A 26,832-nucleotide genomic window follows, 5' to 3' on the forward strand; every position below is an offset into this window, starting at 1 on the left:
TTAAATTTTTTTTGTCGTGGACATTCAAGCCCATTATGTATATCTTACAACAGGATAAATTCCTTTTTGAAGGATTAATGCCTTTTCTTGTCGAAATCACCTCATTATTATGGCAAAAGCAAACTTATTCTAGGGATTGCCTTAACAACCCGAACTAAAAACTCATAGTAAATTGGCGGTGATTCAATGATTCGCGCAGTGCTTGTGGATGATGAGCGGCTTGCTCTCATGAACTTGAAGATGATACTGGAGGAGCTGGAGACTGTTGCGATTGTAGCTACCTTCACAGATTCAAGGAAAGCCGTCAGCGAAGCTGCTTACCTGAACCCTGACGTTATCTTTCTCGACATCGATATGCCCGAATTAAACGGACTGCAGGCAGCAGAAATCATTCAAATTCACTGCCCCCGGACGAGCATTGTCTTTGTGACTGCTTATAACAGCTATGCAGTGGATGCCTTTGAGCTTCATGCCCTTGACTATGTTCTGAAGCCTGTGCGAAGGGAACGGCTGATAAAGACCCTCTCGCGCGTAGAGGAAAAAATGCACCAGGAGCCGCAAGAAAACAACGGGAGTGAAATAATGATCCGTTGTTTTCAATGTCTCCGGTTCGAACGGAACGGACTGCAGCTGCACGACATCCGCTGGCGCACCGCAAAGGGGCAGGAATTATTCGCCTATTTATTTCATCACCGAAACCGCTTCATCAGTAAAGACACACTGATTGATCTGCTGTGGCCTGATTTCAATTTAAAGAAGGCTTCCAACCATCTGTATACAACTATTTATCAGGTGCGTCAATGCCTAAAGCAAGGGAAGACAGATCTGCGGATCAGCAATCTAAGCGGCGGGGAAGGTTATAAGCTGGAAACAGGAAGCAAGCTGGTAGACAGTGCAGAATGGGAAAAAGGAATCCTCTCCCTTGAGCCGATAAATGCTGGCAACTATGGGCAGTACCAGTATTGGTTTGGCTTTTACTCGGGCGATTATTTGGCCGACTATGATTATTTGTGGGCAGAAAGTGAACGCCAGCGCCTGCGAAGCATTTGGCTGCATCATGCGATGGAGATGGCCGAGTTCTATATCGGCTGCGGAAAAATCCCGGAGGCGGTGACCGTGTATCAGCGGATTGTACAGCTGCAGCCTTATTTTGAGCAAGGCCATTTAGGACTCATGAAGGTCTATGACCGCATAGGAGAACGTTCGGCGGTAGAGGAGCAATACAACATCCTCACGGATTTGCTGAACAGGGAGCTCAGCATTGAGCTGCCCGTAAATATTGAGCGCTGGTATCATAATTGGAAGCAGCACATTCACTGAATCTTCTAGAATGCCCCTTCCTTTTTTGCAATCAAAAAAGCTGCCGGTACAGCAGACATTATTCCACTGTACTGACAGCTCGATAAGAACTTGTTTAGAGACACTGGACTTCTTTACAGCTGGGCGTGATCACGCTGCGTGTAGGTTTTGCGTTTCTCCAGCAGCTTGTTGAGCGCATCCAAATAGGCTCTGGCACTGGCTTCCAGAATATCCGTGCTCAGTCCGCGGCCCTGTGCGGCCACTTCACCCTGCGACAGTACGACATGCACCTCGCCCTGCGCGTCTTTGCCCCGGCTGACCGCTTTAATTGAATAATCTCCGAGTGTCACTTCCTCGCCCGTAGCCTGATCAATGGCATTATAAATCGCATCCACCGAGCCGTTGCCTTCGGCCACCGCCACAATCGGCTGCGCCTCCTGGCTTTTAATAACCACCTTGGCGGTTGGCGTAGCTTCATTGCCATAGGTAACGTAAATCGTCTGCAGGCTGAAAATTTCCGGCGTATCAATCAGCCTCTCTTCCAGCAGCGCCATAATGTCCTCATCGGACACTTCCTTCTTCTTATCCGCAAGATCCTTGAACCTTGCGAAGGCAACGTTCAACTCTTCTTCAGAAACATCGTATCCCAGATCGCTAAGCTTATCGCGGAAGGCATGACGTCCGGAGTGCTTGCCAAGCACTAGCTTGCTCTCTTTGAGGCCGATGGTCTCAGGTGTCATGATTTCGTAGGTAGTTTTCTCCTTCAGCATGCCATCCTGATGAATACCCGATTCATGGGCAAAGGCGTTGGCACCAACAATCGCCTTGTTACCCGGTACCACCATCCCGGTCAGCTTGCTGACCAGACGGCTTGTGCGTGAAATTTCCGACAGCACCAGCGAAGTTTTAGCATCAAAAAACTCACTGCGCGTCTCCAGCGCCAGCGCGACCTCTTCAATCGCCGTATTTCCGGCACGCTCACCAATACCGTTGATTGTGCCTTCGATTTGATCCGCACCATTCTGGATCGCAGCAAGCGTATTGGCAGTAGCCATACCCAGGTCATTATGACAGTGGGCGCTAAGCTGAACCCGCTCGATGTCCGGTACATTGTCCTTCAGGAATTTGAAAATAGCCCCGTATTCCGAAGGATTCAAATAACCTACCGTATCAGGAATATTCACTACATTGGCACCCTCACGGATGGCCATAGCCACCATCTCAGCCATGAAGTCACGCTCTGTACGCCCCGCATCTTCCAGTGAAAACTCCAGCTTGGAAAAATATTTCTTGGCATAGCGGATAGCGGACTGCGCGGTCTCCAGCACCTGTGCTTTATCCATGCGCAACTTGTGCTGGCGGTGGATGGGTGACGTGGCAAGAAAAATATGAATGCAGGGGTCCTGCGCTCCCTTCAGCGCTTCTTTCACCGCATCAATGTCACTCTCTCTGGAGCGGGAAAGACCGATCAGTGTAACATTCTTCACGGCTTTTGCCACTGCGTTTACCGCTGCCAGATCACCCGGTGAAGCCGCAGGGAATCCCGCCTCCATCCGGTCAATGCCCAGCTTTTCCAGCTGGTAAGCGATTTCGACTTTCTCTCGTGTGTTGAGGTTCACACCCGGCGACTGCTCTCCGTCACGCAGCGTCGTGTCGAACACATAAATTTTCCGCATGCTGAGCACCTCCTGAAAATTGTGCTTAAACCCTCAAATGCGGCCCGCAAAAGTTACGGCCGCATCTGAGGATTGCACTATAGTTTCAATAATCTTAAGTATATGAGCCTATTTCTTAATCCAGTGCATCATTTCACGCAGCTGGCTGCCTACTACTTCTACCGGATGAGCAGCTTCGTTGCGGCGGGTAGCTGTAAGGAAAGCACGGCCGGACTGGTTCTCAAGGATAAAGTCACGGGCAAATTTACCTTGTTGAATATCGGTAAGCACAGCCTTCATTGCTTTTTTGGTTTCATCCGTAACAATGCGTGGGCCGGTTACATAGTCGCCGTATTCAGCAGTGTTGCTGATGGAATCGCGCATAGTGGCAAGTCCGCCTTCATACACGAGGTCAACGATCAGTTTAAGTTCATGCAGACATTCAAAGTATGCCATTTCTGGAGCATATCCTGCTTCTGTAAGAGTTTCGAAGCCGGCTTTGATCAGAGCGGATACACCGCCGCAAAGTACAGCCTGCTCGCCGAACAGATCGGTTTCGGTTTCTTCACGGAATGAGGTTTCGATAACCCCTGCACGGGTACAGCCAATGCCTTTGGCATAAGCAAGGCCGATTGCTTTAGCATTTCCGGTTGCATCCTGCTCGATGGCGATCAGGCCAGGAACGCCGAAGCCTTCAACATAAGTACGGCGAACCATGTGACCCGGGGATTTCGGTGCTACCAGCAGCACATCTGCATCCTTAGGAGCAACGATTTGGCCGAAATGCACATTGAAGCCGTGGGAGAACATCAACGCTGCGCCGCTTTTGAGGTTCGGTTCAATTTCATTCTTATATACGGATGCCTGTGTTTCGTCCGGCATGAGAATTTGCACTACATCTGCACGGGATACTGCTTCAGCTACCGGCAATACTTCAAATCCGTCATTTTTGGCGGTTTCGAAGGATTTACCTTCGCGCAGGCCGATGACAACCTGAAGCCCGCTGTCGCGCAGGTTTTGCGCCTGGGCATGCCCTTGGCTACCGTACCCGATTACTGCAATTGTCTTCCCTTTTAACACACTAAGTTCTGCATCCTGTTCATAGTACGTTGTCACTGCCATTGTCAATATCCTCCTTTAATTTGGGACCCATCGTAAAGAGCGGGTACTTCAAGAGCGCCAACTCGCGGTGGTGATCCGAATTGAGATTCAGGCTGCTCCTCAAGTCCCCGCTCTTTAGCGGGGAAATTCAAAATGATCTTATCAAATTAATGCAAACCAGCAGTAATCCGTTAAAGCCGTAAATTATGACAATTAGGCATTGCCGCGAATCATCGCTGTAACTCCTGTACGGGAAAGCTCCTTGATGCCGTATGGCTTGAGAAGTTCAATCATTGCATCAATCTTCTGAGTGTCTCCCACAACCTGCACCAACACGCTTGTTGTACCGATATCGACTACAGACGCACGGAAGGTTTCGACTACGCCCATAATTTCTGGACGTTCAGCCGGATCAGCTTTGACCTTAATCAGCGCCAATTCACGGGCAACCATCGGTTTAGCGCCAAGATCCACTACCTTAATAACATCAATCAGCTTATAGAGCTGCTTCTCAATCTGCTCCAGAGTATGCTGGTCACCAAGTGTAACAATAACCATCCGGGATAATCCAACCTCCTCGGATTGACCCACGGTAATACTCTCAATATTGAACCCCCGGCGGCCGAACAACCCTGAAACCCGCTGCAGCACACCTGGCTGGTCATTCACAAGCACAGCAATCGTATGTCTCATCACTGTCATTCATCCCCCATCAGCATTTGATCAATGGTTGACCCTTGAGTTACCATCGGGTAGACATTTTCGTCTTTGGGAACAACGAATTCTACCAGAACAGGTCCCGGCGTTTCCAAAGCTTCCTTCCATGCTGCGCCAGCCTCTTCCTTGTTCGTGGCCCGCAGTCCCTTAACGCCATAGGCTTCAGCCAGCTTTACGAAATCCGGGCTGCCGGCGAGGTCGGTATAGCTGTAACGCTTCTCATAGATCAGATTCTGCCACTGCCGGACCATACCAAGCACCTGATTGTTAATAACTACAATCTTGACCGGAATGTTATTGATAGCACAGATGGCGAGCTCCTGGGAACACATCTGCATGCCGCCGTCCCCATTGATCGAGACAACCAGCCGGTCCGGATGCGCCATTTGCGCTCCGATGGCTGACGGAAATCCGAAGCCCATTGTTCCAAGTCCCCCGGAGGTGATCCATGAGCGGGGATGATTAAATTTATAATATTGTGCAGCCCACATCTGATGCTGCCCTACATCTGTAGTAACGATAGCTTCACCTTTGGTGGTGTCGTTTATCATTTCAATAACCCATTGCGGTTTAAGCTCAGTCTCCGAATCCTTGTAGCGAAGCGGCTGATCCAGCTTCCACTGGGCAATTTGTGTTCTCCAGGCATCGGCACCTGCTGCCCGGCGTGCATCGGGAATCAGCATCTCCAGCACTGTCTTCACGTCGCCAACGATCGGAATGTCAGGCGATACATTTTTGCCGATTTCTGCCGGATCGATATCAATATGAACAATCTTGGCTTTTGGCGCGAAGCCGTCCAGCTTGCCGGTAACACGGTCGTCAAACCGGGCACCGATATTAATCAGCAGATCACACTGTTGAATAGCATTGTTTGCGGTATATGTGCCATGCATGCCCGGCATTCCCATCCATAGCTCATCCGCACTCGGGAAACAGCCCAGTCCCAGCAGAGTTGTCGTAATCGGAATTTCCGTCCGTTTTACGAATTCATACATCTCTTCATGCGCTCCGGAGTAGATGACACCGCCGCCTGCAATAATAATCGGACGTTCTGCAGCATCAATGGCCCGGATCAGCTTATCGAGTTGAAGTTTGTTCGGAACGGTCCGCGGGTTATAACCACGAAGGTTAACGCCTTGCAGCTGCACCGGATTGAATAACATTTTGGCTGCCGAGACATCTTTGGGAATATCAATCAGCACCGGACCTTTACGTCCTGTATTGGCAATATGGAACGCCTCATGAATGATTCGCGGCAGATCCTCAACATCACGTACCAGATAGCTATGCTTCGTAATCGGCATTGTGATGCCTGTAATATCCGCTTCCTGGAAAGCGTCGGTTCCAATCAGGCTGGAGAAGACGTTCCCGGTGATGACCACCAGCGGAACAGAATCCATAAAGGCGGTGGCAATGCCGGTTACAAGGTTGGTAGCTCCGGGTCCGGAGGTAGCGATGCATACTCCCGCTTTGCCGCTCGCTCTGGCATATCCGTCAGCCGCGTGAATAGCGCCCTGCTCATGCCGGGTCAGAATATGTTTGAAATCATCGAAGCCATGAAGCGCATCGTAGATGTACAGCACAGCCCCGCCCGGGTATCCGAATACAGTATCAACACCTTCCAGTACTAGACTGCGCAGCAGGACTTCGGATCCCGTAATCACCTCGGGATTCTTCCATTTCTCACGTAACTGCTCTGTAGACCGCACTTCCGGTATATTCGCGCTCATCAGTATTCCTCCCTTCGATATTTAACATTCATTATGCAAATGACAGACCGTCTTTTATACAGCTGTAAGAATTGGCTATGCTCCTTGAAAGTTAGTGTTCACCAACCCAGTGCAGCTAACCATCATCTTATGGGCAACAAAAAAACCTTCCGCCACCCACGCGCAAAATAGAAGCGCGTGAGGGACGAAAGGTTGATCTTCCGTGGTACCACCCATGTTTGCATTACATCTCGCGATGTAACGCCTTATCAGGTAACAAAAATCCATCGATGTAGGCAGGGCCCAAATCTTTGTAACCTGAAGTCCCTAACGCGGACTAAACGATTCCCCCTAATAATTCCACCACTGTTGCCGATGGACCTTTCAGGAAAACAGCTCCGAGGTGAGCTCGTATATAAGGGATTCTGGTGGAGGTTGCAGCAATTCCTCTCACTCTCTGAGCAAAAGAGCCCTTAAAACTTCGTCCTCATCATTGCCGATGCATGTATGTTCGATAAAATGTTTAGACACATTATATGATTCCTCACACGGTTAAGTCAATACCCTTATTTCCGTAACTGACACAAATTGTTGTTCTGTTCTACCGTAACGCCCACACCACCCTGGGCATATGATGTACGACAATGCGTGGAAAGGAGGCGCTCTATGATTCGTTACCGTAGACCCAAGCAGGACGACACCGTCATTCTGGATCTGATTGAAAAGCAGCTCGTCCCTTTATCCCATCTCCCCCAAACCGTAATTAATCAGGTCAGAAAAGATCTGCCCCGCCGCTTGGGGCAAGGAGTTACACTGGTAGCCTGCCCAGACTATGAGAGCGATCCGCTGGGGTTTGTCCACTTTATGCTGCACGGTGATCTGCTGTATATTGATATGCTAGCCGTAGCCCCTGCAGCTAGGCGCAAACATTGGGGGAATATGCTCATGGACCGCGCAGAGCGATTTGCATTATCTCGCGGTTGTCAGCGGGCCAAGGTTGCTGTTGATACTGGAAATACTGCCGGTATTTCCTTTTATCAAAAAATGGGCTACAGAGTAGCCCGTTATCAGGCGCAAAACTACTGTTATGAGTTTGAAAAGCAGTTCAATTGACTCTGCTGCTTATAAACTTCTTAGAAAAAGCCAATCGGAGGTACCAGAGCTCCGCCATAAGGTCCAGGAGCATATCCTCCATACTTGTTATAACCGTATCCACCATATGGATTGCCTCCATACGGGGAGCCTCCATAACCTGGGCCATATCCGCCAGCATAAGGGGCCGTACCTATGGCAAGCAAATCAAACAGCACCAGCGGAATCAATGCTTTGGTTTGTACTTTCTTACCGCTGACACGCTGTAGGATCAGACGGTTTCCAGAAATGCGGAGCAGCTTGCCCGTCACTTTAGAACCATCTTTTTTCACTGCAACGATATTTCTGCCCACCAGCTTCATTACCTGTTTCTTTGTAACCGGCTGTGCCATAATATCCCTCCTAAAATTTTATAAGCATCTGCTTACACACCTGTCTCATATGCATTCGCATAAGTTTCAACACAGTTTATTCGGCGCGTCTGCCGTTCGCCTGTACACATGCCCTGTCCAGCGAAAGAGTAGCAATAACTTGCGGTTTAGCCACACTGCATCCTCTGCAGATATGGCTCAAAGCCAAGTGGAAACGGCTTTGCCGTCCTCAAAAGGACGGTATCCGTTTCAGCGAGATTTATAGCGTGAAGCATATAAATTCTTATATTCGCACAAAAAAACGCATTTTCAGCAACAGCCGGAAATGCGTTTTTGAATAATACTGCTATTCAAATCAACTGCGGGTCTAACGTTTGCTGGGATCGTATGGCTCACCGAGCGCTTTTGGCGCCGAAGAGCGGCCGACAGCACTTACCAGTACTATAATCGTCAATACATAAGGAATCATAAAGATAAATTCCTGAGGGATACTATTGGACCATTCAAACAACTGCACATAGTTGCGGATAGCCTGGGAGAATCCGAAGAATACTGCGGCTGCAAATGCACCAAGCGGATTCCATTTGCCGAAGATCATCGCTGCAATGGCGATAAAACCTTGACCGGAGATCGTATTGTGCCCAAAGGTACCTGTAGTCGTCAGCGTAATTGTCGCTCCGCCGATACCGGCCAGCAGGCCACTCAGCATAACTCCGATATATCTCATCCGCTTTACATTGACACCCAGCGTATCTGCAGCACTCGGATGTTCGCCAACTGCGCGCAAGCGAAGGCCAAACGGAGTCTTAAACAGCACAAAGTAAATGACAATAACCAGCACAATCGCCAAATAGGTTGTTGGATAGGAATTAAAAATCCCTTCGCCAATAACCGGAATCTTCGAAAGACCTGGCACCGGTATTTTTTTGAAGCCATCCAGCAGCGGTGTTTCACCAGCGCCGTCAAAAAGCAGCTTAACTATATAAAGCGTGCTGCCGGCAGCAAGGAAGTTAATTACCGTACCGCTGATCGTCTGATCGGCTTTAAAGGTAATTGCGGCCACCGCATGAATCAATGAGCCAATCACACCCACAGCCATAGCGCAAATCACACCAACCCACGGAGCCCATGCCCCCATTCCGGCATCCTGGGCATAATATCCGCCCACGGCTGCCGCAAAGGCACCAAACATCATCAAACCTTCAAGACCGATATTAACTACCCCGGAGCGTTCAGAGAAGATGCCGCCCAGCGCGGCAAAAATGAGCGCTGTGGAGAATACAAGCGTTGTATTGAGCAGTTGTCCTAACGTCTGCAGATCCATCTATAACACCTTCTCTTTCTTGCGCTTGAAGTAAAACGGTTTAAGCACCCAGCGGACAATTCCTTGTGCCGCAATAAAGAATATAATTGAACCGATTACGATACGGATTAGGTCCGGTGGAACATCTGCTCCAAAGCTCATGCCTGCCGAACCATACGTCAGTATTCCATATAGGATAGCGGCCAATACGACTCCAAGCGGATGAGTCAGTCCAAGAAGCGCGACGGCGATGCCGTCAAATCCATAACCCGGCGAGGCTGCGAAGACAGATTGATAGTGGAATACGCCCAGCACCTCACCTGCTCCCGCCAGCCCGGCGAAGGCGCCACTGATGAACATCGCCTTCACTACATTGCGTCCAACATTCATCCCGGCATATTCTGCGGCATGCGGATTGAGTCCAACCGCACGCATTTCATATCCCTGTTTGGTCTTCCATAAGTACACGTAGAAGAACAGCGCTGCAGCAAGCGCAATAACTGTACCCCAGTGCAGACGGGCGTTATCAAACAGAGAATTCAAGAAGTTCATGGAAAGCGAAGCGGGAATATCCTCCGAACGGTTTTGCTTTGGAAGGAGCAAAAATGTTTTGACAATGTAATTTGCCAGATAGAGCGCGATCCAGTTCAGCATAATGGTAGTGATAACTTCATTAATGCCGCGTTTCGCCTTAAGGAATCCGGCTATTCCGGCCCACAGACCGCCGCAGAGCCCTGCAGCGATAACAGCAAGCGGGACCAGCAAGAACGGCGGCAGGCCAGCCAGCTTAATACCGATCACTGAAGCGGCGGTCATACCGATAAGCACTTGACCATCCGCACCAATGTTAAACATTCCTGAGCGGAAGGCAAATGCTACGGCAAGCCCGGTAAACATCAGCGGCGTCATTTCACGTATTGCCTCACCGAAATCATAAGCACTGCCAAATACACGCTGGAACAGGGATGAATAAGCGAGGATAGGGTCATATCCGCCGACCAGCATCACGACAGCTCCTACCAGGAAACCCATTATTATTGCAACAATCGGCACAATATAGCTGTCTGTCGCAAATATTTTTTTCAGTCTATGCACCCGCTTTTCCCCCCCGCTTCAAGCTGCCCGCCATCATCAGACCCAGTTCCTGGTCATTCGTATCCTGCGGCAATACTTCGCCGACGATTTGCCCTTCATAGATAACGGCTATTCTGTCGGAAACATTCATAATCTCATCCAGCTCGAAAGAAATCAGCAGCACAGCTTTGCCCTGATCACGCTGGGCAATCAGTTGCTTCTGAACGAACTCAATCGCTCCGACATCAAGACCACGTGTCGGCTGAGCCGCAATCAGGAGTGTCGGATTTTTGTCTATTTCCCGCGCAATAATCGCTTTTTGCTGATTACCGCCTGACAAAGAGCGGGCTTTGTTCTCAATGGAAGGCGTACGCACATCAAACTGTTTGACCAAATCTTCGGCATGCTGATTGATTACGTCTTTCTTCAGGAAGCCAGACTGGTTATACGGACTCTTGTAGTACGTTTCCAATACCATATTTTCACTTACACTGAAATCGAGCACAAGCCCGTGTTTATGACGGTCTTCCGGAATATGGGATACATTCATTTCCGAGATTTTGCGTGGAGACAGGTTGGAAATTTCTTTGCCGGATACGGTAATAGAACCGGAATCAATTTTGCGGAGTCCCGTGATGGCCTGGATCAGCTCACTTTGTCCGTTGCCGTCAACGCCTGCAATCCCAAGGATTTCACCGGCCTTCACTTCAAAGCTGAGGCCATTCAGCACAGATACGCCTTCCTTGCTCTTGCTGCTGACATTGGACAGCTTAAGGACGCTGGATCCCACATGCGGAGCCTGCTTGTCCACTTTGAATGTCACGCCGCGTCCGACCATTTTTTCGGCCAGCTCATTCGGATTCGTCCCGGCAGTCTTAACGGTATCAATCACCTTACCACGACGGATGATTGTAACCCGATCGGAAATCTGCATGATTTCTTTAAGCTTATGTGTAATTAGAATAATGGATTTGCCCTCTGCAACGAGCCGCTTCATGATCGCCATAAGCTCAGTAATCTCCTGCGGCGTCAATACAGCGGTAGGCTCGTCGAATATAAGTATATCCGCTCCGCGATACAGGGTTTTCATAATCTCTACCCGCTGCTGCATGCCGACCGAAATGTCATGAATTTTGGCATTCGGATTGACCTGCAGGCCATATTGCTCCGATAGTTTGCGAACCTGCTCAGAAGCGGATTTATAGTCGATTTTAAGTCCTTTTTTCGGTTCCATGCCCAGAACAATGTTCTCGGTGACCGTAAAAGGCTCTACAAGCTTGAAATGTTGGTGGACCATACCAATGCCAAGCTCAATAGCTTTATTAGGGCTATCGATAATAACCGGTTTCCCGTCGATTTCGATGCTGCCTTCATCGGGCTGGTATAGTCCGAATACGATATTCATCAAGGTGGACTTGCCTGCACCGTTCTCACCGAGCAGCGCATGGATCTCCCCTTTTTCCAGCGTCAGACTTATAGAGTCGTTCGCTACAATACCGGGAAAGCGTTTTGTGATTTGCTTCAACTCTACGACAGGAGCCGCAGCACTCATGGAATCACCCTCATCACAGAATATATAATAGACATACAGACACGGCTGTACCGCCCCTTGCGAGGCGGCACTGCTGTGTTCACGTATAACTTTTAACAGGGAACAAGGCCAGCTTTAGAACCGGCCTTGTTCCTTATTACGTTATTGTAAAGCTGTAAGAATGACTCAACGCTTACTCGGATGGAACAGTAATCTTGCCATCGATGATTTGTTTTTTGAAATCCTCAACTTTAGCCAGAATTTCTTCGGATACGTTGGCTTTTGATGTTTCAGGAAGGCCCACGCCGTTGTCTTTCAGACCCAGTACGGTTGTAGTGCCGCCTTTGAATGTTCCGTCAACTACTTGTTGGGAAACCTTCTTAACTGCTTCGTCAACACGTTTGATCATGGAAGTCAAAGTTACATCGTCGCCAAATTCTATGGATTGGTCTTTGTCTACACCGATTACCCATACTTTATCGCCGCCTGCATCATTGCGGGATTTAGCTTCATTGAACACGCCGTTGCCAGTTGCGCCGGCAGCAGGGAAGATGATGTCGTTACCGGCATCGTACAGGGTAGCAGCCAGGGATTTACCTGTATCAGGCTTGTCATAAGCACCTGCATAAGTATTCGTTACTGTTGCTTCAGGATTAACTGCTTCTACGCCAGCCGTGAAGCCAACTTCAAAACGTTTGATAACCGGGCTGTCCATACCGCCTATAAAGGCCACTTTGTTAGTTTTAGTTGTCAAACCGGCAACAACACCCACCAGGAAGGAACCTTCATTCTCAGAGAAAGTAACGGACTCAACATTTGGAGCGTCTACAACGCTATCGATGATTGCCAGTTTGGCATCTGGATTGGCTTTAGCTACTTCCAGCAAAGCGTCTCCAAGGTCAAAGCCGATCCCCCAAGTCAGATCGTAGCCGCCTTTTACGAATTGGTTAAGGTTTGGCACATAGTCTGCGTTGGCTTTACTTTGCAGATATTTAATTTCCACACCGGATTCTTTATTAAGAGCTTCCAGGGCTTCCCAGGCAGATTGGTTAAACGATTTATCGTTTACCCCGCCTACGTCTGTAACCAGCCCTACCTTAACGTCGGATGCGCCGTCCTTTTTGTTACCGCAACCTGCCAAAATGACACTGGTTGCCATCAACATAACGAGCGACAATTTGAAAACCTTTTTCATCGAATGTGATCCCCCTTAAGAAATTGGATGTCTTCTGTGTTCTGCTTGGACATACCATTAGATCAAATTATAACTGTAAAAAAACCTAAAATCCAGTCTATAAATGACCTCAGGTCAATAATAATTTGCATTTTTCACCAAGAAAACGCTTACCCTGACACAAAGTGTTATACTTATGTCTATTTGATGTTAGGAAAGCTCGAAACAGTTAAACATATTCCTAAAACCTTATAATTATTATTGCACACAAATGTATTTTCTATTATCATGATTGTTTATATCTTGCATGAAAAGGGAGTACTGAAAAATATGGATGAACAAAACACCCCACAAGTCGCGCCCGCCTTTAAATACAGCCGTGAATCCCGCGTGTTCAAAACCGGCCGCGTCTTCCCGAATGATGTCAACAACCACAAAACCCTGTTTGGCGGCAAGCTGATGAGCACCATTGATGAAGTTGCCTCCATCTCGGCTATGCGCCATTGCCGCACGAATGTGGTAACCGCCTCTGCTGACTCCGTTGACTTTCTTCTCCCAATCAGACCTACGGACTCCGTGTGCTTCGAATCCTTCGTCTCCTGGACAGGACGCACAAGTATCGAGGTGTTTGTGAAGATTATCTCGGAGAACTTATACACAGGCGAGCGCGTTGTCGCCGCTACGTCATTCCTGACCTTTGTAGCGGTGCACGAGGATGGCACACCTGCTCCAGTTCCGGCTATTATCCCCGAGACCGATGAAGAGAAGCTGATCAGCGAATCTGCCAATGAACGTTCAGAGCTGCGCAAACTAAGACGGACAAACAGCAAAAAGCTGGCTTCACAATTGAGCACCACCAAGTACTGGGAATAAAATTTCAGCTGCAAGCCCCCTCCCTTACAGAATCTGGCCGGCAGGGGGCTTCTCTGAATGTCACCGCGCAAAAAAAGCACCACCCGCAGGTGGTGCTTTTCGGTTTATTTATCCCTCTTACGCGTTAATCTTCTCTTTGGCTACAACAGCCAGGGAGTTGAATGCGTTAAGATCGTTTACTGCCAGGTCAGCCAGCATTTTACGGTTCACTTCTACGCCAGCCAATTTAAGGCCGAATACAAGCTTGCTGTAGGACAGGCCGTTCAAACGAGCTGCTGCGTTAATACGAACGATCCACAGTCTGCGGAAGTTACGTTTAGTTTGACGACGGTCACGGTATGCGTAAACCATCGATTTCATTACTTGCTCGTTAGCTGTTTTGAAAATGCGGTGCTTGGAACCGAAATAACCCTTTGCCAATTTCAACACTTTTTTATGTCTACGACGAACTACAAATCCGCCTTTAACTCTTGCCATATTAATAAACCTCCCAAAAATGTGTGATAAAACTATTTCAAGTTAGCGAGTCCTTGTTTCAAACGTCTTACATCCCCAGGGGCCATTACTGGATTGCCGTTCAATACGCGTTTAGCGCGTTTCGATTTGTGGGACAGCAAGTGGTTCTTGTGAGCTTTGTAACGCAGTACTTTACCAGTTCCGGTAATTTTGAAGCGGCCTTTCAGGCTGCTATGTGTTTTCATTTTAGGCATGGTGTTTCCTCCTTGAATATTATGCGGCGCCAAATTGCTGTGCAAGTGACTCCAAATTATTGGGCTTTAGGAGCCAGAATCATAATCATGCTGCGGCCTTCCAGCTTAGGCTGGCGCTCAACAACAGAGATATCTTCCACTTCGGTCTTAACACGTTCCAGGATTTTCTGGCCGATGCTAGCGTGGGTAATCTCACGTCCGCGGAAACGAACGGAGCACTTCACTTTATCGCCTTCGCCCAGGAACTTAATCACATTGCGGAACTTGGTTTGGTAATCATGTTCCTCAATGTTGGCACGGAACCATACTTCTTTAAGATCCACGATCTTCTGGTTCTTGCGTGCTTCCTTCTCTTTCTTCTGTGTTTCATAACGGAACTTGCCGTAATCCATGATGCGGCATACCGGCGGTTTCGCCTGCGGTGCTACGTTGACTAAATCAAGATTAAGATCAATCGCCATTTGCAACGCTTCGCGGATCGGCTTAATTCCGATTTGCTCGCCTTCCGCTCCAACCAACCGAACCTCTTTGGCCCGAATTTCATCATTGATCATATGTTCCTTACTGATAATACTCCACCTCCGGATCTACTTTACAATTATTTTATTTACGGTTCTCCATAAAAAAGGGATGCCGGTAACTCCCCGACACCCCGTTTGATCAACGTTCATGAATTATAACCATTCATAAAGCATTGAGATCAAAACCAGCTGGCGTATTTGCCAGTCAGGTGAGAAGCCGGTGCTTCTGCTTGCAATCCCTATGTTTTGCATACTTGAATACTATACAATACTCCGCAAGGAGTGTCAACATGTTCTTTTGTGAAAATCCGGGCTTATCCTTGCTTGCTCTGAACTTCCTCAAGCCGCACGACACGCGTATGCTTGGTATGGCTCCATTGCTTGTTGTTCTGCGTGAAGAAGGCATAGAACGTAATTGGATACCAGGAAAGCAGATACACCGGAAAGACCAGCAGGTAAAGATACACTTTTTTGAACTTGACCTTCTCCAGCGCCATGGCCAGCAGGAAGGTGATAATATTGGCGCCGACTGCAAAGAAGCTGAGCCACAACGGCAAATAACCATAAATATTGGCAATATGCGGACCATTAAGCAGCGAAGTATCTACCCACATTACAGCAGTCATCAGGAACGTCAGCAGCACGATGTAGACATTCACCCCATACAGCGCGAGATCCAGCTTCGTCAGGCTGCGTTCTTTAATGGCTTGCCACAGCAAAGGGAAGAAGTAGCGGCGGGCCACTGTAAAGTGTCCCTGCATCCAGCGCAGCCGCTGTCTGGAGGATGCTTTGAACGTGAGCGGCTTCTCATCAAATACCTTGGCGTCATAGTTGAATTTTGGAAATACGCCTTTGGATGCGCTGCGCATCGTAAACTCCAAATCCTCGACAAGGCTTGTTGCTCCCCAGCCCATCTCTTTAAGCAGATTGGTTTCGAAGCACATGCCGGTTCCGCCCAGGAAGTTGGCCATGTTCAAATTATGGCGCGACAGCTGCCACAAGCGGTTGATGTACCAGTAGGATACGCCGTATGCAGCAGTAATCCATGAATCCTCCGGATTCTTCGTATCAATATAGCCTTGAATTACGCGCCCGCCTGCGCAGAGATCATTATTCATCTCTGTGAGGAATTCAGTATGCGCAAGGTTGTCGGCGTCGAACATGACAACTGCATCATACTGTCTCGGCATCGCCCATAGTTCCTTGAGCATCCATTCGATTGCGTAACCCTTGCCCCGAAGGTTGGTATTGGTGCGGACACAGGCATTCATTCCGTGCTCGCGCACAATTCTTGCGGTGCCGTCTGTACAATTGTCGCAGATGACAAATACATCGTACAACTCTTGGGGATAATTAAGCTGTTTCAAATTCTCCATCAATGCGCCGACGACTTCTTCCTCGTTGTGCGCGGCAACCAATACAGCAAATGATTTTTCCGGCCCGAACTGTACCTTATTCTTTTTCTTGCGCAGTCCAAACAACGATAATGTGAACTGATAGACTGCGATTGCCGCCAAGATCACTTGGAGCGTAACAAACAATGCGTCTGTCATGATCTTTTGATGCCCCCTTTTTCACTCTTGGTGTGCTTTTTTCTTTTTTTCTCTCTCTGTCTTATTAAACGTTCTTTCTGACCCTTTTGTTGCATTCCTTACAGTAGACCAAGAGTTTCCCCTTTTTGTGGAGTAGGCTTCAATTTATATCTATCCCGTTTATAAAGATGTTATAGAGATACCAAATGGCGGACTCCTCAATTCTCTGTAACCTTATAAACATGTTTAGCCTACTTGAATCATTGTAAGGTGTAAGGGGTTGTTAAGTCAAAACTGGCATTTTCCGACCTTAACCGAGCTTTTTCTTGAAATGGACTGCTTTAAAAACGTATGATAAAGACAGCTTTCAGGTCTTGGATCGAGTGGCTGCTGCTGCGTTTATTATCCTCAGCCGGACTATCGGAGGGACAAAGTATGAAACATTTATTCATGAAACTACATCTCTGGGAACGGCAAGTTTTCAAGTGGATCAACGGACGATTGCACAACCCTTTTTTGAACTTTTGGCTTTTCTATCTTACCCATCTGGGCGGAGCAACAAGCGCCATCGGTATCAATGTGCTGATCTGGGCGCTCTCACCCCAGCCTTTGAGAACAACGGGACTCCAGGCTCTCACGGCTCTGGCTGTCAGCCACCTGCCCGTCGCTGTTGCTAAAAAGTTATACCCGCGCATGCGTCCTTATCTGGCGCTGCCGGGAACGAATACGTTTCACAATCCGCTTAAAGATCATTCTTTTCCATCAGGTCATACTACAGCTATCTTCGCCTCAACGGTACCTTATATGGCGGCTTACCCTGCCTTGACCGTTTTCCTGCTGCCGCTGGCCGCTATTGTCGGTTTCTCCCGCATTTATTTGGGACTGCATTACCCTTCTGACGTTCTTGCAGGAGCAGTTATCGGCACTGGCGTTGCGGCAGGCACCGTTGTTTTATGGATCTGAAGCCTGCATCACAAGTCATATCGGCGAAATCCATCCGGGAACAGGTGAATCCAACATTGCGCAAAAAAAGAGTTTTATTGCTGTCGGAAGGTTTTGGCGCAGGACATACGCAGGCAGCTTACGCGCTGTCGAGCAGCCTGCGCAAGTTATCGCCCCAAGTGCAAACGAAGGTGCTGGAGCTAGGAAATTTCCTGAATCCAAAGCTGGCGCCTCTTGTTGTGTCGGCATACCGCAAAACAGTGACGACCCAGCCCCGCTTGATGGGGTACGTGTACCGTCACCAGAAATCATTTAATCGTCTTACCACGCTTGCCTTGCACCGCTTATTTTATACACATACGAAAAATATTGTGAAGCAGCTGAGGCCCGATATTATCGTCTGCACCCACTTTATTCCCAGCGCTGTGGTGTCCCGCCTGAAACGGCTGGATCCGGCCTTCAAAGCGCCGCTCGTTACGGTGATCACGGATTATGATGCCCATGCCACCTGGATCAGCCCTGAGGTAGACCGGTATCTGGTGTCCACTCCGGAGGTCAAAGCCAAGCTGCGCCGGCGAAACGTATCCGCCGCCAAAATCCAGGTTACCGGCATGCCGGTTCACCCCAACTTCTGGGAGCATCCCGGAAGAGCGGAAATTCTGGAGCAATTCGGCCTGCAGGACTTGCCGACGGTTATGGTTATGGGCGGGGGCTGGGGCATGATGAACGATGAGGTCGTGAACGAAGCGCTGGCGAGCTGGCGGGAGAAAGTCCAGATTGTCTTTTGTCTCGGCACGAATGATAAACTGCTGAGCGAGATGAACGAGGACCACCGGTACATTCATCCCAATATCTCCCTGATCGGGTTTACCCGCGAGATTGACAAGCTGATGGAGGTATCCGATCTGCTCGTTACCAAGCCAGGAGGAATGACCTGCAGCGAAGGGCTGGCCAAGGGTATCCCCATGCTCTTCCATCACCCCCTGCCAGGTCAGGAAGAGGAGAACTGCCGCTACTTCACGGCTGCAGGTCTTGGAGAACCGATTTCATCGCTGGATGTAGTCGACAAATGGATGGAGCGGCTGCTCTACAACTATGAGGACGTGCAGGCCAAACGAAAAAGCCATCTGGAAGAGATCGCCAGGTTTCATCCGCTGCAAAGCGCCCAAAGCATTATTGATATGCTCGAATAACGCCCACAAGAACAAGGGGACATATAAAAATGGCAGTCCGGGAATTTCTCCTTGGACTGCCATTTTTATATACTTCTGCTTTGGTGGAGACATAAATCGGCATTAACTGTTCTACAGCCGGTATTTATCCAGCCGGGCGGCCTGATACCGCTCCAGCGCCTCTGCCCCGACAATCGCTTCGCAGCGCTGGATATTAACGCCACGGCCGTAAAATTTGGTCTCATATTCCGTCATGACATGCTCCTCATTAATGACACCGTCCGCATGCAGGTCAAGAGAGATATTCTTCATTTGCAGCCCATAGTCGGCAAACGCATTAAGGGAGTACTCAAACAGGCTCCGGGAATCCGTCTTCAGATGAATTTCCCCCAGCGGACTGAGTAACCCGCGGTATTTGTCAAGAAAACGCGGATGCGTCAGGCGGCGGCGGGCATGCTTGCTCTTCGGCCAAGGGTCGCTGAAGTTCAGATATATACGTTCCAGCTCTCCTGGAGCAAACACTTCCTCCGCGTAGTTAATATTGGCGAGTGCCACTCTGAGGTTAGGCGGCGTCTCATGTCCTGCCGGCTCCCACACCAAACGGGCTTTCTCAGCCGCGCGGCGGATCAACTCATCGTACATATCAACGCCGATAAAATTAATATCGGGATATTTGAAGCTCATTTGACTAATGAACTGTCCTTTGCCCATTCCGAATTCCACATGAATCGGATGATCGTTGCCGAACAATTCAGACCACCGCCCCTTGAGGCTGCGTGGATCGAGGATTACCAGATCGGTCTGTTCCTCCAGGCTTTCACGTATTCCTTTTCTTCCGCGTAAACGCATAGGTATTCCTCCGCTTATTCACTTATTACAATAACTATCACTTGCAATATTGTGCCGAACTTATCTGCAAAAGTAAAGGGATTTCAGTGAAGAGATGCTGATTCCGTCATTTTCTACATATATTTGCCAAAAGGAAAAGGGAATTCTCCGACGGGGGCAAAAAATCCGCCGGAGAATTCCCTTTATGTTGTATTTGGAATTGGGGTCCACTAGTTCAACAGTTCATAGTCTACCTTGCCGGTGTATTAAAATCAAATTTCTTCTCGAACGCATTTCTGATCTTGCGCTGCGCTTCTGTCTTAATCTTATGGTTGCCATTAAACTCCACGCCCGTAAGCGCAAGCGCTTCATCAGGAGTCAATTGCACATCAATGGAGCCTTTGCCTTCGGCATATGATGTTTGAGAATTCATCGTGATCACCTCTTGGGTTTTATTATGGATCGGACGACACGAAATTATGAATTCAATAAATGAAAATTATGCTTGCTGTATCAGGTTTTTTACAATTTAAATATAACATAATGTGTAAGCATTAACAAGTGAAAACCCTTTATTTTTAGCCTTTTTTTCACAGATTCCGCAGGCGCCAATGTTACGCTGGGTGCTGTTTTTTGATACAATGGATAGGTTAAAATAAAATGGCTCTACGTTGCCTTTCCGGAACACCGTCATTTTAGCGACAATATAAGGATAACTTCGGGGGGGAAGCAGTCATTCAGCCCTAAAAATAAACGTTCTTATATTTAAGAGAGGAGCTGCACCTGTTGAGTCTTCTAGAGACCTCTTCTCCACTGCTGTGGGGAGATAAACGATTTCATACCTGGAACTACGAAATGCGCGAACAGATGGATACCAAGGTATTCAAAGTAATGCTCGACGCCGGTTTTACCTGCCCTAACCGTGACGGCTCTATCGCCAAAGGAGGCTGCACCTTCTGCAGCGCCAGAGGATCAGGCGATTTCGCCGGAAGCCGCCGCGATGATCTGGTTACCCAGTTCAACAATGTGCGCGACAGACAGCATCTGAAATGGCCGAATGCAAAGTATATCGGTTATTTCCAGGCCTACACCAATACGTACGCTCCGGTCGAGGAGCTGAGAGAATATTATGAAGTGATTCTGCAGCAGCCGGGTGTGGTCGGACTTGCCATCGCCACACGTCCGGATTGCCTGCCGGATGATGTCGTCGAATATCTCGCCGAGCTGAACCAGCGTACGTACCTGTGGGTGGAGATGGGTCTGCAGACCATTCATGATTCCACTTCCGAACTGATCAACCGCGCCCATGATACCAAGTGTTATGTCGAGGCTGTCGAGAAGCTGCGCCGTCACGGCATCCGCGTCTGTACCCATATTATCCACGGGCTTCCGCAGGAAACTCATGAAATGATGCTGGAAACTGTTTCGGCTGTTGCCCGCATGGGTGTTCAGGGCATCAAAATCCATCTGCTGCATCTCATGCGCAAAACGCCGATGGTCAAGCAATATGAGGCTGGCCTGCTGCGGTTTTTGGAGCAGGACGAATATGTCAAGCTGATTGCCGACTCGCTGGAAATTCTGCCGCCGGAGATGATTGTTCATCGTCTGACCGGGGATGCCCCGCGCGACCTGCTGATCGGGCCTATGTGGAGCCTTAAGAAATGGGAAGTGCTGAACGCAATTGATGATGAGCTGGTTGCACGCGACACCTGGCAGGGTAAGTACTGGAGGAAGAGCTAATGGGCTTCATGTCCGTCCTTAGTTTTGCTCATAAATTAACCGCCGAACGCCTAATGTCCGGCGGCAGAGCCATTGACGCCACCGTGGGCACCGGTGCCGATACGCTGTTCCTCGCCAAGGCGGCAGGGCCGCGAGGCGGGGTGTACGGCTTCGACATTCAGCCTGCGGCGCTGAAGCTTGCGGAAGAGCGCCTGCGGCTGGCCCGGGAGGAAGCGCCGTCAGCGCTTTCTCCCGTAACACTGCTGCAGCGCAGCCATGCAGCGATGGCGGATGCCGTTCCGCCGGAGTGGCGCGGAACGGTGTCGGCGGTGATGTTCAACCTCGGCTACCTGCCTTCCGGCGATGCCGACAAGACCATCATCACCGAGCCGGAGAGCACGCTGGCCGCCTTGGAGGCCGCGCTCTCGCTGCTGCGCCCGGGCGGCATCGTCACGGCGGTGCTCTACCCGGGCCATGACGGCGGAGACCGCGAAGCCTCCGCCGTTGAGTCATGGGCGGCAGGGCTTGCCCAGCAGGAGGCGCAGAGCATTGTGTACCGCCAGCTGCAGCGGTCTTCCGCTCCCTACGTAGTAGCCGTAGAGAAGAAAAAAGGAACTGAAGCCTAAATAGCAATGAGTAAAATCGGGCATTTTGGCATTCAGCTCACAAAATTGACACGCTGTAAGTAACAGAAGCAAGTAAATATTACAAATTGGAAGGAAGATGTTGTGATGACAAAACCATATCCTTTAAAATTTCAGCCGGAGTTTAAAGAACGCGTCTGGGGCGGCCGCGCACTGGAGAAATTCGGGCTCGAACTGCCGGAGGGCCATATTGGCGAAGGCTGGATGATCGCCGATCACCCGAACGGCACCTCTTCCGTCGTAAACGGCGAACTCGCCGGACAAGGGCTCGATCAAATCCGTGAGCAGTTTGGACAGGAATGGTTCGGCAGCAAAGGCATCAGCGAAGAAGGCGGAAGATTCCCCCTGCTGATCAAGCTGCTGGACTGCAATGACAACCTTTCCGTGCAAGTGCATCCTACAGATGACTATGAAGGATTGCCGAAGGGTGAACTGGGCAAGACAGAAATGTGGTACGTGCTGGACGCCAAGCCGGGTGCCAAGATTATTTACGGCCTGAAAGAAAATGTCACCAGGGAGACACTGCGAGATGCACTGGAGAATGGAACCGTTATGGACAGTCTTCAGGAGATTACCGTCTCTGCCGGAGATTCCTTCTATATTCCTGCGGGCACCGTTCACGCTCTCTGCGCAGGAGTCGTTGTTGCCGAAATCCAGCAAAACTCTGACACTACATACCGGATTTATGATTATGACCGTCCGGGACTGGACGGCAAGCCGCGCGAGCTTCATATTGAGGATTCATTGAATGTAACCGCCTATGAAGGTGCGGGAGCCACCTCGATGAAGACAGATGGCGCCGTTCCCGGAGAATGGCTGCAAATCGCCTCCTCTCCTTATTTCATCGTTGAAAAAGGCCTTGTAAACGGACAATGGGAGCTTGCCACGACTCCGGACAGCTTCACCATTCTCGTCATCTGCGAAGGCAGCGGACACCTGACGTGGGAGGGCGGTTCCCAGCCTTATGCCGCAGGAGAATGTTATCTGCTTCCGGCAACCCTTGGCTCTTACGGAATCGAAGGCCACTCTACCGTGTTGCGTTCTTATTTGCCCTGAAATTCATACTTATAAGGCAAACCCGCAGCAGGGAATCAGTGTAAAGCGGGGTTTTCTCTCGTTACTCTTTCCGATAAAGAGCTGTATCAGCGATTCCTACAATACTCAGATGTATCACTCACAAAACAAGCTAATGCTTCAGAGCGGAGTGGGTACGGCGTATGATCAAGGAAGCAGATGTTTTACAAACTTTTAGGAGGGCAGGATAATGCAGGAAAACAGCTTTACAATGACCGATCCCCTCGGCGTGAATATTCATGTGTACGAATGGCTGCCGGAGCCAGAAGCTCCGGTCAGGGGCATCGTGCAAATTGCACATGGCATGTGTGAGACGGCTGCACGTTATACCCGCTTCGCATTAGCGCTCACCGGGGCCGGATATGCAGTTTATGCCAATGATCACCGTGGGCACGGCAAAACTGCCGGGAAGGTCAACCTGCTTGGCGATACCGGGGAGAACGGATTCTACTGGATGCGGCGCGATATGCTCCAGCTTGCCGGGATTGCCTCTTCCCGGCATGAAGGTCTGCCGATCTTCCTGCTCGCCCACAGCATGAGCTCCTTCCTGGCACAGAAGCTGATGTGTGAGCATGGCAATGAAATATACACCGGCTTTATTCTCAGCGGCACCAATGGTCCGCGCAATATGCTGAGAGCCGGGGAAACACTGGCCGGGATGCAGTTCAGATTGCAGGGAGCCCTTCATCGCAGCGTAATGCTGAACGGCCTCGTATTCGGCCCTTACAACCGTTCCTTCTCTCCGGTAAGAACGGCTTTTGACTGGCTAAGCAGTGACACGCAGGAGGTGGACCGTTACATCGCCGATCCTTTCTGCGGTGCGATCTGCACCACCCGCTTCTTCCGGGATTTCTTCCGGCTGCTGCGCGAAATCCAGTCCCGCGAAACACTGCTGACATTATGCAAGAATAAGCCGGTGTATCTGTTCTCCGGGGCCAAGGACCCTGTGGGCATGCAGGGGCAAGGTGTGCTGCGATTGGCCAGCATCTACAAGGAGCAAGGATTAAGCGATGTGGAGTACAGGCTGTATCCGGAAGGCAGACATGAAATGCTGAACGAAGTGAATCATAACGAGGTCACAGCCGACGTGTTAGACTGGCTGGTCCGGCACCTCCCTGCCGAGTCTCTGCTTCAATCGAATCCAATATAAAAGCGAACAAAAACAGGCATTCCAGAAATAATGGAATGCCTGTTTTTTTGAACAAACTTTTAGTCAAGCCGTCGAAAGTCCAGCATATAAACAAACAGAATAATGTAACTGACACTCCGTTGAGAACGTTGCAAACAGCGGACTGCGGGTCATGCTCTGATTAGCCGCTCCCGCAGCCGTCCCCGTTGTTCATGCCCCCGCCAGAACCTGCGCTGAATTCCTCAAGCGAATACTGCAGAATCATCTGCGATCCTTTTGCACCGCTCCTGCGCAGACCGTAATCCCGAAAACCAGCACGCAGATAGAGATTTCCTGCCGGGAGATTGCGCTCATTCACAGCCAGCACCACCTCACGGACTGCCGGAAAATGAATACGGACAAAACCCGGCAGCAAAGCCATTGCAGCCTTGGCAAACCCTTGCCCCTGGCTGGCATAGTCAACAAGGAACGCACGCAGCAGCAACGCTTCAGACCAATGGTTGTAGAAGTCGGCGATACCCGCTCCGGTATGCAGGATAAAAAATCCTACCGGCTTTTCTCCAACCACAATAACAACCGGAACCTTCCCCTCGTCCTGCAAGGCACCATCTATAGTCTCCTCAGGCAAGCCGGTGAATTCCGCCTGCTCCGCAGGAAGCTGAAACGCCAGCAGCCCTTCCCGCAGCTTCTCTTCATACAAAGTCAATCTGACCAGAGGTTGATTGCTCATAGCCGGAAGAATCCTCCTTCTACAAAGGCAGTGTATAATACTGTGCCCGCTGGCTGTCATCCTGCTGGTACAGCACAATCAGCAGCGTGTTTCCTCCCACTCCTGCCTCAGCTTCGGCCACAGCCGTGGCCCTGTCATTTACCGCTACGGCCGCCGCTGCTGCGTTCGCTTCACCGATATTGCCAGACACACCACTCATCTCCACATTCGGTTCTGTATTCGCTTCTGCATCAGCCAAGCCTTCATCGGCCCGCAGGCCGCTGATCGAATCCAGTACCGTCTCCAAACGGAAAGGCAGCACTTCCAGCATCATGAACTTCTGCAGTTCACGTTCACTGTATCCGGCCTCCGCCAGCTGCGGGGATATCAATCCCGGATGAGCAGCGATATCCTTCATATGTTTGGACCAATCCGCTTTATCCAGCAAGACATCCCACCAGATTTTGCGCGGCTTATATTTGTGCCCCAGGAAATAATCAAGCTTCATCAGCCCGGTAATGATGTTCATGGCATCTGTCCCGCGATCTGTAAGGAAGGCATGCAGACGGGTGAACAAATCCTCCAGCTGGTGGCCGATCTTCTGCCAGCCCCGATCTTCCCAGTAATCCCCGAATTCCTGAAAGAAATCAAACGGCGACTGGAACACATGGCGGATCAGGTATTTCACAGTATGGTCGAGCCGATGGCTGTTCCAGTATTTCTCCAGCACATCCTCCAGCCGTTTGAGCCGGATAATATCGGAGAACGGCATCACATGGCTGCTGAGAATCTCATACGGGGCATGTTCCATATAGGTATAGTCATATTTGGCTGCCTGGGCACGCAGACCGGTGCCGCGCAGCATTTTCAGGAACCCAAGCTGCAGCTCCTCCGGCTCCATGGCAAATACATCGTTGAAGGTTTTACGGAAAGTGGAATAATCCTCCATGGGCAGTCCGGCAATTAAATCGAGATGCTGATCGATATTGCCGCTGGCCTTAATCTTCATCACCGTACGCGATAGCTTCGTGAAATTCTGGCGGCGTTTGACCAGCTCGTTGGTCTCGTCATTGGTTGACTGCACGCCAATCTCGAATCTAAAGACGCCGGGAGGAGCGTTCTGGGCCAGAAAATCCAGGACCTCGGGCCGCATGATGTCCGCGGTAATCTCGAACTGGAACACGCAGCCCTGGTGGTTATCAATCAGAAACTGGAACATCTCCATGGCATAGCTGCGGTTGATATTAAAGGTACGGTCAAGAAACTTGATAACCTTGGCTCCGTTCTCGATCAGATACAGCAAATCGGATTTGACCCGTTCGATATCATAATAGCGTACGCCTACCTCAATGCTGGACAAGCAGAATTGACAGTTGAAGGGACAGCCCCTGCTGGTCTCAAAATAAACGATCCGCTTGCTGAGATCCGGCAGATCATCCGGAAACCGGTGCGGTGTCGGCAGTGTATTCAGATCCGTCTTCGGACGCGGCGGATTGACAATCAGCTCTTCGCCCTTACGGTAAGCCGCACCGTATACAAAATGGAACTTGCGCTCATCCCGCAATTCCTGCAGCAGATGGTGGAAGGTCTCTTCCCCATCGCCGTTTACAACAAAATCAATCCCGGCTTCCCGCTTCATCCAGTACAGCGGCTCGTAAGACACCTCCGGCCCGCCTAGCACGATAGTGACCTCCGGCATCACCTGTTTGAGTATGCCAATCAGCTTGACGGTCTCCTCGATGTTCCATATATAACAGGAAAAGCCGATAACATCGGGCTTCTTCTGGAATAGGTCTGACACGATATTCATCACGGGATCTTTGATAGTGTATTCCGCCAGAAGGATATCTTCGAATTCATGCTCGCTGTACGCCTTCAGAAGACGGATGGCAAGCGAGGTGTGGATATACTTGGCGTTTAATGTGGCCAGGACGATTCTCATGCCTCATAACC

The 26,832-nt window shown here is 49.8% G+C and carries 26 protein-coding genes; 9 read left to right on the forward strand and 17 right to left on the reverse strand.

Annotation, left to right across the window (positions count from 1 at the left end; translation table 11 throughout):
* Positions 1-186: 186 nt before the first annotated feature.
* The gene (locus tag NYE29_RS02660) at positions 187-1,320 is read left to right on the forward strand and encodes a response regulator (RefSeq protein ID WP_340894236.1); all 1,134 of its coding nucleotides are present in this window, start codon (positions 187-189) and stop codon (positions 1,318-1,320) included.
* A gap of 113 nt (positions 1,321-1,433) precedes the next feature.
* On the opposite strand, the gene NYE29_RS02665 is transcribed toward NYE29_RS02660, so the two are convergent.
* The 4 genes from NYE29_RS02665 to ilvB all read right to left on the reverse strand — a co-directional run bounded on the left by NYE29_RS02665 (position 1,434) and on the right by ilvB (position 6,502).
* On the reverse strand, positions 1,434-2,975 hold the full coding sequence (locus NYE29_RS02665) for a 2-isopropylmalate synthase (protein ID WP_038587278.1): 1,542 nt from the start codon (positions 2,973-2,975) through the stop codon (positions 1,434-1,436).
* A 108-nt stretch (positions 2,976-3,083) separates the two neighbouring features.
* Entirely contained in the window at positions 3,084-4,076 is a 993-nt protein-coding gene (ilvC, locus tag NYE29_RS02670; RefSeq protein WP_038587276.1) for a ketol-acid reductoisomerase, read from the reverse strand.
* Positions 4,077-4,268: 192 nt separating this feature from the next.
* The gene (gene ilvN, locus NYE29_RS02675; RefSeq protein ID WP_038587274.1) at positions 4,269-4,757 is read right to left on the reverse strand and encodes an acetolactate synthase small subunit; all 489 of its coding nucleotides are present in this window, start codon (positions 4,755-4,757) and stop codon (positions 4,269-4,271) included.
* Complete coding sequence (gene ilvB, locus NYE29_RS02680) at positions 4,754-6,502, reverse strand: biosynthetic-type acetolactate synthase large subunit (protein ID WP_340894239.1); 1,749 nt, start codon at positions 6,500-6,502, stop codon at positions 4,754-4,756. The genes ilvN and ilvB overlap by 4 nt, the downstream gene beginning before the upstream one ends.
* A gap of 645 nt (positions 6,503-7,147) precedes the next feature.
* Between ilvB and NYE29_RS02685 the strand changes: the two genes are divergently transcribed.
* Positions 7,148-7,594, forward strand: a complete 447-nt coding sequence (locus tag NYE29_RS02685) for a GNAT family N-acetyltransferase (RefSeq protein ID WP_038587271.1) — start codon at positions 7,148-7,150, stop codon at positions 7,592-7,594.
* A 20-nt stretch (positions 7,595-7,614) separates the two neighbouring features.
* On the opposite strand, the gene NYE29_RS02690 is transcribed toward NYE29_RS02685, so the two are convergent.
* From NYE29_RS02690 to NYE29_RS02710, 5 genes are all read right to left on the reverse strand, one after another.
* The gene (locus NYE29_RS02690; protein ID WP_038587269.1) at positions 7,615-7,965 is read right to left on the reverse strand and encodes a hypothetical protein; all 351 of its coding nucleotides are present in this window, start codon (positions 7,963-7,965) and stop codon (positions 7,615-7,617) included.
* Between the two features lie 346 nt (positions 7,966-8,311).
* Complete coding sequence (locus NYE29_RS02695; RefSeq protein ID WP_038587267.1) at positions 8,312-9,268, reverse strand: ABC transporter permease; 957 nt, start codon at positions 9,266-9,268, stop codon at positions 8,312-8,314.
* The gene (locus tag NYE29_RS02700) at positions 9,269-10,342 is read right to left on the reverse strand and encodes an ABC transporter permease (RefSeq protein WP_038587265.1); all 1,074 of its coding nucleotides are present in this window, start codon (positions 10,340-10,342) and stop codon (positions 9,269-9,271) included.
* Entirely contained in the window at positions 10,335-11,873 is a 1,539-nt protein-coding gene (locus tag NYE29_RS02705; RefSeq protein WP_038587263.1) for an ABC transporter ATP-binding protein, read from the reverse strand. The genes NYE29_RS02700 and NYE29_RS02705 overlap by 8 nt, the downstream gene beginning before the upstream one ends.
* Before the next feature lie 172 nt (positions 11,874-12,045).
* Complete coding sequence (locus NYE29_RS02710; protein WP_038587261.1) at positions 12,046-13,047, reverse strand: BMP family lipoprotein; 1,002 nt, start codon at positions 13,045-13,047, stop codon at positions 12,046-12,048.
* Between the two features lie 309 nt (positions 13,048-13,356).
* Here NYE29_RS02710 and NYE29_RS02715 point away from each other — a divergent pair, with 309 nt between their 5' ends.
* Entirely contained in the window at positions 13,357-13,899 is a 543-nt protein-coding gene (locus tag NYE29_RS02715; RefSeq protein WP_038587259.1) for an acyl-CoA thioesterase, read from the forward strand.
* 117 nt (positions 13,900-14,016) lie between these two features.
* On the opposite strand, the gene rplT is transcribed toward NYE29_RS02715, so the two are convergent.
* The 4 genes from rplT to NYE29_RS02735 all read right to left on the reverse strand — a co-directional run bounded on the left by rplT (position 14,017) and on the right by NYE29_RS02735 (position 16,683).
* A complete protein-coding gene (gene rplT, locus NYE29_RS02720; RefSeq protein WP_038587257.1) occupies positions 14,017-14,376 on the reverse strand; it encodes a 50S ribosomal protein L20 in 360 nt (119 codons plus the stop codon).
* A gap of 32 nt (positions 14,377-14,408) precedes the next feature.
* Positions 14,409-14,609, reverse strand: coding sequence for a 50S ribosomal protein L35 (gene rpmI / locus NYE29_RS02725; protein WP_036696104.1), 201 nt, complete (start codon positions 14,607-14,609; stop codon positions 14,409-14,411).
* Between the two features lie 56 nt (positions 14,610-14,665).
* Positions 14,666-15,163 (reverse strand): translation initiation factor IF-3, encoded by a 498-nt coding sequence (infC, locus tag NYE29_RS02730; RefSeq protein ID WP_038587254.1) that lies wholly within the window; start codon positions 15,161-15,163, stop codon positions 14,666-14,668.
* Between the two features lie 281 nt (positions 15,164-15,444).
* On the reverse strand, positions 15,445-16,683 hold the full coding sequence (locus NYE29_RS02735) for a glycosyltransferase family 2 protein (RefSeq protein WP_038587252.1): 1,239 nt from the start codon (positions 16,681-16,683) through the stop codon (positions 15,445-15,447).
* A 414-nt stretch (positions 16,684-17,097) separates the two neighbouring features.
* On the opposite strand from NYE29_RS02735, the gene NYE29_RS02740 reads away from it, so the two are divergent.
* Positions 17,098-17,625 (forward strand): phosphatase PAP2 family protein, encoded by a 528-nt coding sequence (locus tag NYE29_RS02740; RefSeq protein ID WP_038587250.1) that lies wholly within the window; start codon positions 17,098-17,100, stop codon positions 17,623-17,625.
* Positions 17,626-17,681: 56 nt separating this feature from the next.
* Positions 17,682-18,797 (forward strand): MGDG synthase family glycosyltransferase, encoded by a 1,116-nt coding sequence (locus tag NYE29_RS02745; protein ID WP_340899592.1) that lies wholly within the window; start codon positions 17,682-17,684, stop codon positions 18,795-18,797.
* Between the two features lie 111 nt (positions 18,798-18,908).
* Here the strand turns inward: NYE29_RS02745 and trmB are convergent, their stop codons facing one another.
* Complete coding sequence (gene trmB, locus NYE29_RS02750; protein WP_340894247.1) at positions 18,909-19,625, reverse strand: tRNA (guanosine(46)-N7)-methyltransferase TrmB; 717 nt, start codon at positions 19,623-19,625, stop codon at positions 18,909-18,911.
* A gap of 229 nt (positions 19,626-19,854) precedes the next feature.
* A complete protein-coding gene (locus NYE29_RS02755) occupies positions 19,855-20,037 on the reverse strand; it encodes a hypothetical protein (RefSeq protein WP_038587245.1) in 183 nt (60 codons plus the stop codon).
* Positions 20,038-20,390: 353 nt separating this feature from the next.
* On the opposite strand from NYE29_RS02755, the gene NYE29_RS02760 reads away from it, so the two are divergent.
* From NYE29_RS02760 to NYE29_RS02775, 4 genes are all read left to right on the forward strand, one after another.
* On the forward strand, positions 20,391-21,344 hold the full coding sequence (locus NYE29_RS02760) for a TIGR01212 family radical SAM protein (RefSeq protein WP_038587243.1): 954 nt from the start codon (positions 20,391-20,393) through the stop codon (positions 21,342-21,344).
* Complete coding sequence (locus NYE29_RS02765) at positions 21,344-21,949, forward strand: tRNA (mnm(5)s(2)U34)-methyltransferase (RefSeq protein ID WP_076112649.1); 606 nt, start codon at positions 21,344-21,346, stop codon at positions 21,947-21,949. Before NYE29_RS02760 ends, NYE29_RS02765 begins: the two co-directional genes overlap by 1 nt.
* Before the next feature lie 105 nt (positions 21,950-22,054).
* Positions 22,055-23,023 carry a type I phosphomannose isomerase catalytic subunit gene (locus NYE29_RS02770; RefSeq protein WP_038587240.1) on the forward strand — a complete coding sequence of 323 codons (969 nt, stop codon included), beginning with the start codon at positions 22,055-22,057 and terminating at the stop codon, positions 23,021-23,023.
* Positions 23,024-23,231: 208 nt separating this feature from the next.
* Positions 23,232-24,191 carry a serine aminopeptidase domain-containing protein gene (locus tag NYE29_RS02775; RefSeq protein ID WP_340894248.1) on the forward strand — a complete coding sequence of 320 codons (960 nt, stop codon included), beginning with the start codon at positions 23,232-23,234 and terminating at the stop codon, positions 24,189-24,191.
* A 160-nt stretch (positions 24,192-24,351) separates the two neighbouring features.
* On the opposite strand, the gene NYE29_RS02780 is transcribed toward NYE29_RS02775, so the two are convergent.
* Positions 24,352-24,900, reverse strand: coding sequence for a GNAT family N-acetyltransferase (locus tag NYE29_RS02780; RefSeq protein WP_340894249.1), 549 nt, complete (start codon positions 24,898-24,900; stop codon positions 24,352-24,354).
* Between the two features lie 19 nt (positions 24,901-24,919).
* Positions 24,920-26,821 (reverse strand): B12-binding domain-containing radical SAM protein, encoded by a 1,902-nt coding sequence (locus tag NYE29_RS02785; protein WP_038587236.1) that lies wholly within the window; start codon positions 26,819-26,821, stop codon positions 24,920-24,922.
* Positions 26,822-26,832: the final 11 nt, after the last annotated feature.

The sequence above is a fragment of the Paenibacillus sp. FSL M7-1046 genome, assembly GCF_038007405.1.
GTDB lineage: Bacteria > Bacillota > Bacilli > Paenibacillales > Paenibacillaceae > Paenibacillus_AQ.